This is a genomic window from Sphingobium trunci (assembly GCF_022664535.1).
In the GTDB taxonomy this organism is placed as follows: domain Bacteria; phylum Pseudomonadota; class Alphaproteobacteria; order Sphingomonadales; family Sphingomonadaceae; genus Sphingobium.
Genome location: NZ_JAKUJY010000019.1, coordinates 67,454 through 79,138 on the forward strand (window position 1 = coordinate 67,454; position 11,685 = coordinate 79,138).

7 protein-coding genes are annotated in these 11,685 nt (G+C 60.8%); 6 read left to right on the forward strand and 1 reads right to left on the reverse strand.

Annotated elements, in window-relative coordinates; all coding sequences use genetic code 11:
• Positions 1-134: 134 nt before the first annotated feature.
• The 4 genes from MJ601_RS15985 (at position 135) to MJ601_RS16000 (ending at position 5,530) form a co-directional block, all read left to right on the forward strand.
• Positions 135-1,514 carry an LLM class flavin-dependent oxidoreductase gene (locus tag MJ601_RS15985; RefSeq protein ID WP_242128192.1) on the forward strand — a complete coding sequence of 460 codons (1,380 nt, stop codon included), beginning with the start codon at positions 135-137 and terminating at the stop codon, positions 1,512-1,514.
• A gap of 95 nt (positions 1,515-1,609) precedes the next feature.
• Positions 1,610-2,848 carry an amidohydrolase family protein gene (locus MJ601_RS15990; RefSeq protein WP_242128194.1) on the forward strand — a complete coding sequence of 413 codons (1,239 nt, stop codon included), beginning with the start codon at positions 1,610-1,612 and terminating at the stop codon, positions 2,846-2,848.
• A gap of 92 nt (positions 2,849-2,940) precedes the next feature.
• On the forward strand, positions 2,941-4,164 hold the full coding sequence (locus MJ601_RS15995) for an amidohydrolase family protein (protein WP_242128196.1): 1,224 nt from the start codon (positions 2,941-2,943) through the stop codon (positions 4,162-4,164).
• A gap of 163 nt (positions 4,165-4,327) precedes the next feature.
• Complete coding sequence (locus MJ601_RS16000) at positions 4,328-5,530, forward strand: M24 family metallopeptidase (RefSeq protein WP_242128198.1); 1,203 nt, start codon at positions 4,328-4,330, stop codon at positions 5,528-5,530.
• A 162-nt stretch (positions 5,531-5,692) separates the two neighbouring features.
• Here the strand turns inward: MJ601_RS16000 and MJ601_RS16005 are convergent, their stop codons facing one another.
• The gene (locus MJ601_RS16005; RefSeq protein ID WP_242128200.1) at positions 5,693-7,903 is read right to left on the reverse strand and encodes a TonB-dependent receptor; all 2,211 of its coding nucleotides are present in this window, start codon (positions 7,901-7,903) and stop codon (positions 5,693-5,695) included.
• A gap of 404 nt (positions 7,904-8,307) precedes the next feature.
• Here MJ601_RS16005 and MJ601_RS16010 point away from each other — a divergent pair, with 404 nt between their 5' ends.
• Together MJ601_RS16010 and MJ601_RS16015 are read left to right on the forward strand one after the other, a co-directional pair.
• A complete protein-coding gene (locus MJ601_RS16010) occupies positions 8,308-8,997 on the forward strand; it encodes a TetR/AcrR family transcriptional regulator (protein WP_242128202.1) in 690 nt (229 codons plus the stop codon).
• 386 nt (positions 8,998-9,383) lie between these two features.
• Positions 9,384-11,528: a C45 family peptidase gene (locus tag MJ601_RS16015; protein ID WP_242128204.1), complete on the forward strand. Its 2,145-nt coding sequence runs from the start codon at positions 9,384-9,386 to the stop codon at positions 11,526-11,528.
• The last annotated feature ends 157 nt before the right edge of the window (positions 11,529-11,685 follow it).

Consider the following 11,685-nt stretch of genomic DNA (forward strand, 5'->3'; position numbering starts at 1 on the left):
TCTGCCGATCGGCCCCCGCGGAGCGCGGCTGCGTTGGGTGAGGCCGAAATGCCGGAGGCTGTGGGGCGTCGCCCTCGTGGCGCGACAAGCCGGCGCGAGGCGTCCTCTCCGTCGATAAGGGTAAGGGGCTGGAGATGACCGTCAAGAAGGACACGATTCTCCTTTGGATGCCCGCCTATCTGGGGTTCCACTCGATGGCGTGGCGGCAGGAAGCCGGGCGGCGCCAGTCGGAGATGGATTTCGACATGGTCCGCCGGCAGATCCAAATTGCCGAGCGCGGCAAGTTCCATGCGGCCTTCTTCGCGGATACGGTGGCGGTCGGGGTCTATTCGGCCGACGTCAGCATGGAAGCGCTGAGCCGGACGGCCAAGGCCTCCGCATGGGAGCCGGTCACGCTGCTGTCCGCGCTTGCGGCCTGCACGAACAATATCGGCCTGCTCGGCACGGTGACCACCAGCTACGCCGAGCCATATAATGTTGCCCGGATGTTCGCTTCGCTCGATCATATTTCGGGCGGGCGGGCAGGGTGGAATGTGGTTACAACCTCACATCCCAAGTCGGCGATGAACTTTGGTCGCGACGCGCATTATGGTCATGGCGAGCGTTACGAACGCTGCGAGGAATTCTTCGATACCGTCGCAGGGCTCTGGGACAGTTGGGAGGATGATGCGTTTCTGCGCGACAAGGCGTCGGGCCGCTATTTCGATCCGGAAAAGCTGCACAGTCTGAACCATCGCGGCAAGCATCTGTCGGTCGCGGGACCGCTCAACATCGCGCGGCCGCCGCAGGGGCATCCGGTCATCGCCCAGGCCGGTTCTTCCGTCGAAGGGCGCGCCTTCGCGGCGCGTCACGCCGACCTCATCTATACGATGCAGGCCGAGGTTAAACACGCCAAGACATTCTACGACGACGTTAAGGCGCAAGCCGCCGACAGCGGGCGCAATCCCGACCATGTCAAGATCATGCCGGCGATCGGTCTCATGGTCGGCCGGAGCCGCGCCCATGCCGAAGACAAGATCGCCGCCCTGGACGAACTTGTCGATCCGGTCTTCGGGATGGAAGTACTGTCCAGCTACATCAAGGCCGATCTCTCAGGCTACGACCTGGATGGCCCGGTGCCGGAGATAGCCGAAGATCAGGCGGGATCGAAGACCAGCCAGAAATATTTCCTCGATCTGGCCAAGCGCGACAATCTCAGCATCCGCCAATTGATGCAGGTCGCCGCGCGGCTGGGCACGGCCCCTGGCTCGGCAATGGATATAGCCGACATGATCGAGGAGTGGATGGAGGCAGGGGCCGCCGACGGCTTCAACATCACCTTCGCCAGCGACGAGGATTCGCTGGAAATCTTCGTGGACGACGTGATTCCCGAACTGCAACGGCGGGGGCTCTTCCAGCGCGAGTATCGCGGCAGGACCCTGCGCGAAAATCTCGGCCTTCCGCACCCGGATAACCGCTTCGTGCGCGGACAGGCGACCCGTCAGGCCCGGCGGACCCTGGTGCCGGAGACCTGAGATGCGCCTGACCCATGACGATAAGACCGATCCCGGCGCGTGCCGCGCAACAGGCCGCTTTCAGAAGTGGCATCCCCAAATGGCAGGAAATTAGGATGTACAATTTACCTGAAAGTGTCGCCCCGTTCGTGGGTCGTATGACCGATGTCGACAGCCACGAAATGATTCCGGCTCAGCTTTGGGTGGACGAATTTGGCGAAGCCGTGCGGCCTTGGGTCGATCTGGTCGTTGCTGCGTCAGAGAATACGAAGACCAACGCCAACAATATGAGCATACCGGACTTTGGCGGCGATGTGGGCGTTATTGATCATGATACAGTGTGGACTGCGAAGGGCGCCACCGCTCCCGCCGCCACCGACATGCGCCGTCGCCATGACCTCATGGACGTCATGGGCGTGAACCGCCAGTTGATGTTCCCAACCGGACCGGGACTGGGGGGCTCTATTCTTTACGCTTCAGCGGAGGACCGGCATTTTTCGATGGACCGCTTCGGTGTGCCGAAGGGGCAGGGCTATGCATTTGCGCGGGACCTTATGCGGGCGAACAATGAATGGGCCGTGGGCGTCGCCGCGATCTCGGACCGGTTCCGCCCTGTCACGCCCATATTCGGCGACACGCCGGAAGACCTTTATGCCATGGCGAAATCGCTGATCGAACGCGGTATACGCGCCGTACAGCTTTCCGCGCCCCGCCTGCCGGGCGGCGTGTCGCCGGCGCATAATGGTCTCGATCCCTTCTACGCACTTCTGGCGGAAGCCAAGGTCGCGATGACCTTGCACATTGGCGGTGACTCGCTGCTTTTCCGCACCAACGACTGGAACAAGGCCAAGGCGTTCGAAGGGTTCAAGGACACCCCCGAGGTGGGGATGGACCCCTGGACGCTGTCCGCGCTTCATCTCGCTCCCCAGAATTTCATCGCGACGCTGGTGACCGGCGGCGTGTTCGACCGTCATCCCACGCTCAGGGTCGGCGTGCTGGAATATTGCGCGCACTGGGTCGGTCCGCTCGCCCAGCTGCTGGACCTGTGGCACGACAATAACCAGTCAATTCACCCGGTGTCCTTCGCCGATGGTTCGAATGGACGGCGGCTCCCGCTGCGTCCATCGGAATATATCACCCGCAACGTCCGCGTCGCGCCCTTCGATTTCGAGCCCGTTGGCAAATATATCGGCATGTACGGTCTTGAAGACGTCTACTGCTTCGCCAGTGATTATCCTCACATAGAAGGTGGCAAGAAGCCGGTGGACAAATTCGCGGCATCGCTCGAGCCTCTGGGGCATAAAGTGATGGAGAAGTTCTTCGTCACCAACGGGGAACTGCTTTTGGCCGAGTGACGGGAAGGCGCTGTTATGCAGCAGCTTAGGCGATTCACTGTGGTCGCCGCGACATATTGACGCTTAATATTCGGATTCATAGGAGATGGCATATGTATGAACTTCCAGAGAGCGTGCTTCCCTTCGCGGGCCGCATCACCGACGTGGACAGCCATGAGATGGTTCCGGCGCAGCTCTGGGTCGAGGAATTTGGCGAAACGGTTCGGCCCTGGGCCGAAATCACGATGGCTGCGCCGATCCGCCCGAACGGAAACAACATGAACATCCCCGGCTATCCGGGCGATGTGGGTGAGATCGATCCCGAGACGGCTTGGACGACCAAGGGCTCCGCCGCGCCCGCCGCGACCGACATGAACCGTCGCAACGACCTTATGGATACGATGGCGATCAGCCGCCAGCTCATGTTTCCGTCGGGCGTCGGACTTGGCGGATCGATTCTCTACGGATCGGCGGAAGGGACCGCCCGTTACAAGACCTTCGGTGAGAAGACCTATTCCGTCGCGCTCGACCTCATCAAGGCGAATAATGACTGGGCGGTGCGCGTCGCGAAAATTTCGGATCGCTTCCGGCCGGTCACGCCGATTTTCGGCGACACCCCGGAAGAACTGATGGACATGACCAAATCGCTGATCGATCGCGGCATCCGGGCGGTGCAGATCCAGGCGCCGCGCCTCCCCGGCGGGGTTTCGCCCGCATCAAAGAAGCTTGACCCATTCTATGCTATGCTGGCCGAAGCCAAGGTGCCGCTGACACTGCATACCACCGGCCTTGAGTCTTTGTTGTTCCGCACCAACGACTGGGGCGACGCGGAAGAATTTCAGGGTTATAAGATGACCGAGGAGGGCAGCCTCGATCCCTGGACCCTGTCGATATTTCACCTCGCGCCTCAGAACTTCATTGCGACACTGGTCACTGGGGGCGTGTTTGATCGGCACCCGACCCTGCGCGTCGGGGTCATGGAATATACCGCGCACTGGATCGGCCCGCTGGCGCGCATGCTTGACCTGTGGCGCGACAATAATCAAGCCATCCTGCCAAAGACGTTCGCCGATGGATCGGAAGGCCGCCGCCTGCCCATGCGGCCGTCGGAATATATCTCGCGCAATGTCCGCGTTTCGCCCTTCGATTTCGAGCCGGTGGGCGAATATATCGAGAAATTCGGCCTGGAGGACGTGTATTGCTTCGCCAGCGACTATCCTCATGTCGAGGGCGGCAAGAAGCCGATCGACAAGTTTGCGGCCTCGCTCGAGCCGCTAGGGCATCGCGTGATGGAGAAGTTCTTCGTCACCAACGGCGAGCTGATGCTGCCGGATTGATGTGGCAATAGCTGCCGGTCGGGCGAACTGGCGCCTATAGGCTTGTCGGCGGCGCGCGTGCCGACAAGCGAGGGCATTTACGCTTTCATGGATTGAAGAGGCTTAGCAGCTGAAAGGGCTGGGCCAAGATCAATTGCCCCGAGAGACGGCGAAAGGGGTCGTTATGATTAATCTGGACGGCGATCTCGGCATTCCGAAATTTTCGCTGGCTGAGCGGGAGCATCGCTGGGCGCGGGTGCGCCGGCTCATGGAGCGGGACGGCATGGATGCCATATTCGTGCCGCCCCATACCGGCCTGTTCGATACGCAGCAGGCGAACACCCGCTACCTGACCGGACTTGGCGGCAATCATTGGACTCTCGCAACGATATTTCCGATCGAAGGCGATGTGACTGTTTTCACCAGCGCTGATGTCCATCCCACCATCTGCATGCAGCGCCAGGACTGGGTCGATGACGTGCGGGTCATGACCGGGGCCTGGGGCTTCACGCGGTCGGCGATCGAGCGGCTGAAGGAACTGCGGGGACTTCGACGCCTTGGCGTATTCGGTCTGGCCGGCAACACCCGCTTTCCGGAGGGAACGACCTCGCACGGCACGGTCCAACTCTTGCGCGAAGCGCTTCGCGATGTGGAGCTTGTCAATGCGACGTCCCTCATGGCGGAGGCCCGCTTCATCAAATCGAGAGAGGAGATCGCGTTCCTGCGGAAGGGGACTGAAATACTGGAACGGGCCATCGACGTCATCGTCCAGGAAGCGCGGCCAGGCGTTCCCGAGAATGTGATCTACGCCCATATGGTTGCCTCGCTGGTGGAGTCAGGCTCCGAACTGCCCGCTTTCATCCTCTGGTCAGCGGGGTCGCCGCAGCCGCTCTCCAACGCCTACATGCCTTCCCGGCGCGCCCTGCGTGCGGGAGACGCCATCATGACCGAGCTTCAGGCTCGTTATGCCGGCTGTGACGCCGCCGGCGCGCAAGCGTTGTTTCTGGGGCGCGCGCCGGATGACTATCATGAGATGTTCGCGCGCCAGCAAGAAGCGGTCCGCATCTGTCATGCGATGTTGCGGCCGGGTCAACCGGTGGGGGCCATTGCCGAAAGTATCAACGGCATGACAGATGCGCGGTTCGATGTTCGCGTTCTGATGCACGGCCGGGGAATGGGGGACGATTCTCCCCTTGCGGTTTTCGGCGTTCGCGATGCCGCGATGGCGAATTGGACTGTCGAGGAGAATAGCGCGTTCGTCGTGAAGCCGATCGTGTCGACCAAGGACCGCAGCAAGTGGATCTACTGGGGTGACACCGTGATCTGCACGCCGCAGGGTGCGGAGCGACTTGGCAAGCGCGCGCCCGCCATCATTGAGATACTGTAAGAAACCGGCGTCGGGCGATTAAACCTCATCAAGCCGGAGACGGTGTCGGGGGCCATCCGGTCTTCTCGTCTTCAACATCGGAAGCGGGAGGCCGCATAGTGTGGCCTCCCGTTAGATCGTCAGGCGCCCGAAGTAGGCGGCTCGAGAGATGGCAGACGCTCCCTAGAAGTTATACTTGATGCCCACGCCATAAGTCCTGGGATCATTGGGAGGGCTGACGACGAAGTTGATGGGCGTGTAGAGCGCCCGGATCGGATAGGATGCGAAGCGCCGGTTGGTAAGATTCTGCCCATATGCGTAGATTTCAAAGCCATCAACCTTGTAACCGACGCGCGCGTCCAGCTTGTCGATGCCACCTCGGCTAACCGGAAGTTCGTTCGCAGGCGAGAAGTATGCCCTGGACGAGAAATTATAGCCTATATTGGCGCGGAACTCGCCTGGACCCACCGGCAGGTTGTAATTGGCCGACACGCTGCCCGACCATTTGGGCGAGTTGCTGAGATAATTGCCCGAGCGGTCCCAGCCGGCGATGCCATTGACGTTGATGCAGGCGGCATCGTCTGCCTGGGGGGCACTGCCGCCATTGCCTTCGCAGAAGGACTTGTAGGTCGCATCCGTCCAGGAAAGGTCGCCACTGAGCGTCAACCCGCGCACAGGGCGCAGGACAAGACTGGCTTCGAGACCTTTGATCTTCGCGCTAGCGGCGTTTTCGATGATCTGGACGCCGACCGTCACGATGTTCCTGACCTGAAGATCCTTATAGTCATAATAGAATCCGGCGAGATTGAAGGTAAGGAGGCGGCCGAAAAACTGCGACTTTATACCCGCCTCATAGGCCAGGAGCGTTTCCGGCCTGAATGTGAAGGCGCTTTCTGAGCGGATCGAGTTGTTGAAACCGGGCGCCTGATAGCCTTGGCTCACCTTGGCATAAAGCAGGATGTCGCTGTCCGGCTTGTAATTGACGCCGCCGTTGAAGATCGGCTTGTTCGCCCTCACCGAGCCGTTGATCAGCGGTCCGGGAACCGCCGCCTTGCTGTAGTCGATCACGAAATCCTGCGTCTCGTGAATATAGCGCGCTCCGCCCACCAAGGTCAGGTCGGGCGCGACGGTAATTTCGGCCTGGCCGAATACGCCCACTGCCTCGAGGTTGGATGTGTCGCGTGGGTTGGCGTAAGGCAGGGTCGTGCCCAGCGCATGCGGCGATTGGGTCGCGTAAAGTTGATCGCTTCTATAATAGTTGACGCCTGCGGTAATCGTTAGCCAGTCGCCGGTATAATTGCCGCGAAACTCGGAGTTGAAAGTCTTGTATCGGATGATCGAGCCGCCGGCCAGATCAAATACCGGAGTATAATAGGAAATATCAACACGATAATTGCGGTGCGTCGTGATGGATGTGAATTGCAGTTCGGGCGATGCCTTGTAGGTCAGCGTTATTGCCTGACCCTCTGACTTGTTGTCGTTGATATAGGTTTCATCCGCCCTCGCCGGAACGGTGATCATGCTCGGGTTCGGCAGGCCGATGAAGACGTTCCCGGCCGGATTGTAGAGCGAACTCCAGATCGTCGAGGGATTGTCGCGGCGCCATGTATCTGCTGCTGCAAGAATTGAGAAATTCTCGTCAGGTGACTGATAATGTAATTTTCCACGGAGGACGTAGGATCGCAGATCATCTATCGGGTTGCCCGTCGTCGAGTTCTTGATGAAACCGTGGCGGGTCTCATAGCTCGCGGAGACGCCCGCGCTCAAACCGGCCGCCAGCGGCCCGCTGACGGATCCGCGCGCTAGGACATGATCGTAATTGCCGTAGCTGACGTCGAAGCCGGCCTTAAGCTCCTGGCCCGGCACGCGCGTGATGATGTTGATGGCGCCGGCCGTGGAGTTTCGACCGTAAAGCGTGCCTTGCGGGCCGCGAAGAACCTCCACGCGCTCGACATCATCCAATGTAAAGAAGGCGGCGTCCGTCGTCGGCAGATATTCCCCGTCGATATAGGTCGCAACCGGCTGGGCGGTGCCGATCGGGCTTCCCTGCCCGGATATGCCGCGGATCGAAACCTGATGATTGCCTGACACGCCGCCCGCGCCGGTGATCTGGACCGATGGAGCGACGGAGGAAATCGACTGGAGGTCGAACACGTTGCGTGCGGTCAGTTCCTCCGAGGTCACCGCCGTGATTGCGATGGGAACGTCCTGGAGCTTTTGCTCGCGCCGCTGGGCTGTTACGACGATGTCCGTCCCGCTGCCTTCGCTGGTGGGAAAGGGCGTCTCGCTCAGGCCGACATCGGGCGCCTGTGCATGGGAGGTCGAGCACATCAGCGCCGCCATGATCGGCGCAAGGCTGGAGCAAGTAGCGAAGCGAATGATGTTTTTTGGCATGAGGCCCCCTTTTTGCCGCCCTCAGATTTCTGACCAAAAGTATGATCAAGCGACAAATGCGATAAAAATGATAACCATGTCGGCTTGTCAATAGGCAAAAATCAGCAATAAAATGATCTATAAGTCATTATTGGATTGTTTGACGAGGCTGGGGGAGGCGATAAATGTCTGAATTTAGGCCAATTCTTCGGCCTGGCCGACGCAGCTGGTGAACAGCGTAAAAATATAGACAAGTCGTCACATTGCTTCGGGGGGCATCCGAATGCGCCGTTCCCCGGCGGGCGCGGCCTACCCGACTTCCGAATGCAGCGATCGTTCGATCAACCGCGCTTCGCAACGATATGACGATGCGTCATAAAGCATGGCAGGTTGCCAGCGGTTTCCCCACTGGCTAGGTAGCGCTTATGACAGTTTCTCCCATCACTGCCAATGCCGTGCCAGCGATCGACCAAGAGGCAAAGGTCCGGGGCGGGCGCCGTGACCGGACGCGCCAGGCCCTGATCGATGCGGGCCTGCATCTGATTGCGCGCACATCGCTCAGCGCGGTGTCGATCGATGAGATCGTTGCCGAAGCTAATGTAGCAAAGGGCACATTTTACAATCACTTCGTCGATAAGGACGAACTGTTCAATGCGATAGTGGATTCCGTTCGGCACCAGGTTCATTCGCGCGTGGTCGCGGAGACCAAAGCCTTGCCGGATCCAGCGCGGAAGGTCGCCAGAGCCTTTTGCGTGGGCTTGCGCTACCAGCTTGACCATAAGGAACAGGTTCTGTTCCTGATGCACAGCCGCTTTTCCATACGGCCGTTGAACGATCCGGTCGATGTCGGAATCGTCAGCTATATCGCCGAAGGCATCGCTTCCGCCCGCTTTAGGCTCGCGACCACCGAAGGGGGCGTGCTGCTCGTGCACGGCCTCAGCGGCGCGGCCTATGCCTATTCGATCGACGAGGCCGACGCATTCGGCATCGTGGCGAGAGGGCAGCAACTGGCCGCGATCATGTTGCGCGGCCTGGGTCTGCCGACCGAGGAGGCGGAAATGATCGCCGCGCAAGAGGCCGATCTCATCCTGCGACGGCATTTCGCGGCGGGGTAAGGCTGGCGCACCGGCGCGCGGGACGGGCCGCCGATGCCGAGCCAACCAGCCGGGCCGGCCAGGATCGCCAGCTACGACATGAACGCCAGCGAAGGCTGAGCAAAGCCGCCGGCATGATCCGGCGGGTGCATATCTCCCTTCGGCAGGCGATTGTCGCCTTATGCAGCCCTTTTGTCATCTCCCGCGATTGCTCCGCCAGCGCTGAGCTTGGACATTCCCCAATGCAAGGGGACGGCGGCTTTTCGACGCCACGCATCGACTGTGCGCTAATAATGGCGTCACAGGCGGGTGGATCCGCGGGTTCTCAATCCCGGCCTGACAAGGATCGCCGGCGCGGCGCGAGCTGACCGTCCGACCACCTATTATCAGTTCTGGAGGCAATGGCAGTGACATCTCAAGCTGCGACGCGGGCGTCGGTTCAGGATCGACTCGATCGGGCGCATTATGCGATCCACTTCGCCAATCGCGCCCTGGTGAAAAATGACTGGAGCGAGCCGGCTTATGTGCCGGCCCGCAAAGCGCTGGACGAGGTTATGCTGATCCTGTCCAAGGCGAAATGGCTGTTGGGTCGCGTAACAGGCGCCTTGGCCGGATATGCCGACCCGTTCGAGTCGCCAGATGCCGAAGCCGATGCTTTGCAGGAGGTGTCCGATCTCTTCGAGCAAGTCATCGCGCGGGCAAAGGATGTCCAGGATTGCCTCGAAACTGGGCGGTCGTTGCAGCCCTTCATCTTGTCCGGGGCACTGGAAAGCCAAGGAACCGAAACTCTGTTCTATGATGGCGTCCCGATCGTGCCGTCGATCAACCCGATCGTGGTTCTGAAGGGTTCCAATCGCGACATGGGCCGCCAATATGCCGAACAGGTACTGGATATCTATGGCCCCTTCATCTTCGATTGGCATGGCCGGCGGCTGTTTTCCGCCGATGATCTTGCGGAGTTGCGTCGCTGGGAAGCTGAGCTTCGGACGCATATGCCAGAAATCCTCGACTTTGCACGCGGCTGGGCAGACGGCGCGACCCGGCGGGGCGTGGCGATGAGCTATTACCAGGCGCTCGCCATCTGGACCGGCGTCAATCCTCCGGCGAGGGCAGAGGAGTTGATGGAGGATGCTGGCCTGTTCAACGCCGAGAAGAGCGCCACCGCATTACATGCGAGCGACCGGAACGACATGTGCAGCGGCGTCGCCGCCTGGGGCCAGGCGACCACCGATGGCGCGCTGCTATTGGCCGCCACGCAGGACCAGGACTGCACGTTCGAGGCGACCATCGTCGCCTTTCCCGACGAAGGGAACGCCTTCATCTACACCCCCTTCGCCGCCAACGGTTCGATACCGGTAATGGGGCCGCATTTCATGGCGGGGCATCCGGGCATGAACAACAAGGGTCTGGCCTATGTCCACCATGCGGGCGCCGGTGGGACGGAGCTTCCCAACGAATGGGGCTATGGCATTCGACGGGGACCGATGACCTTCCATATCCTGCAATATGCCAGTTCGGCCAAGGAGGCTCTGAGCAAAATCCTAACCTATCCGGTCGGCGATCTGGGCGTCGTTCTCGGCAGCGTCGGCGGGTTCTGGGCCGACAGCGCCTATGGCTTTTCGCTCGAGGGCCGCCCGGGCGCGCCGAATCCGCCAAGCCCCGTCATCCGCGAAGCGACCTACGACAGGCAAGGCAATGCCTATCAATTCCTCTACGCCAGCAACAATTCGATCAGTCCCCAGTCCGGCCATGCTAATGCGGCCCCGAGCCAGGAGCTCGGCGGGTATACATATGAACTGGAAGCGGGCTGGTTTACGGCCGATCCCAATCTCATTCATGCGGACGGTTTCATAAAGTCGATGTGGCGTCGCGCAGCGCGATGCAGCGCCGCTCGCAATCGCTATCAGCACCGGATGATGCTCAACGGCTATGGCCGCGTCGATCTGGATTACATGACCGTAGTCGTTCGCCAGAGCGGCGAGCTTCCTTTCGGCACGTTCGACGAGATTTCAGCACGCTTCAGTGACGGCGAGGAGTGGAGCGTCTCGATAGGCCACCGCATGAACGCCTTCACCGTCGTGGCAAAGCCCGATAATGGCGATCGCGGCATCTACCGCGGCTGCATCGGTCCGGCCAACCGTGCCGTGAACAGCAAGGATCCCGGCCATGGCTATTATTATCATGACGAGACGGCGGCCTTCTGGGAGCTGACGCTTGCAAAAGACCCCGAGGCCGTCTGTGCAAAGGCGCGCCATGTGGCCCAACATAATATCGCGGAGGCTGATGGACTGTTGGCGACGGTTGAAGGGCAGAGCTTCGCGGGTTTCGGAGCGCTGGAGGGTTTTCTGCTCGAAGCACGCGCCGCTCTCCAGGACGGCGAAGAGATCCGGGAGCAAGCGCTGGCGCTGGAGGGCGATACGCGCTGGGCAGCGATTGCGCGGGCGGTGCGTCGTTTCACGCGCGCGCAGGTAAGGGCAAGCCAGGTTTGCGACGCCATCGTCAAGCCAGCCGACAAGGCCGAGGTGCTGAAGCAGTGCGAAGGGGCGGCGTAACAGCCGCCCGGTCCGGGGACTGTCCGGCAACGTCCTAAAATCCTTGGATTGCCCTTACGTCCACGCTCTTGGCAGAGCGGTTGAGGGGCATGGCTGCATCGGATATTCGGTCCTGGTGGCCTACCACGATCGGGTCTGGACAAGTCCCCGACGCTGC

Bases quoted from the DNA above. Each gene is read 5' to 3' on its own strand.
- MJ601_RS15985 (WP_242128192.1), top strand. From the start codon at position 135: ATGACCGTCAAGAAGGACACGATTCTCCTTTGGATGCCCGCCTATCTG.
- MJ601_RS15990 (WP_242128194.1), top strand. From the start codon at position 1,610: ATGTACAATTTACCTGAAAGTGTCGCCCCGTTCGTGGGTCGTATGACC.
- MJ601_RS15995 (WP_242128196.1), top strand. From the start codon at position 2,941: ATGTATGAACTTCCAGAGAGCGTGCTTCCCTTCGCGGGCCGCATCACC.
- MJ601_RS16000 (WP_242128198.1), top strand. From the start codon at position 4,328: ATGATTAATCTGGACGGCGATCTCGGCATTCCGAAATTTTCGCTGGCT.
- MJ601_RS16005 (WP_242128200.1), bottom strand. From the start codon at position 7,903: ATGCCAAAAAACATCATTCGCTTCGCTACTTGCTCCAGCCTTGCGCCG.
- MJ601_RS16010 (WP_242128202.1), top strand. From the start codon at position 8,308: ATGACAGTTTCTCCCATCACTGCCAATGCCGTGCCAGCGATCGACCAA.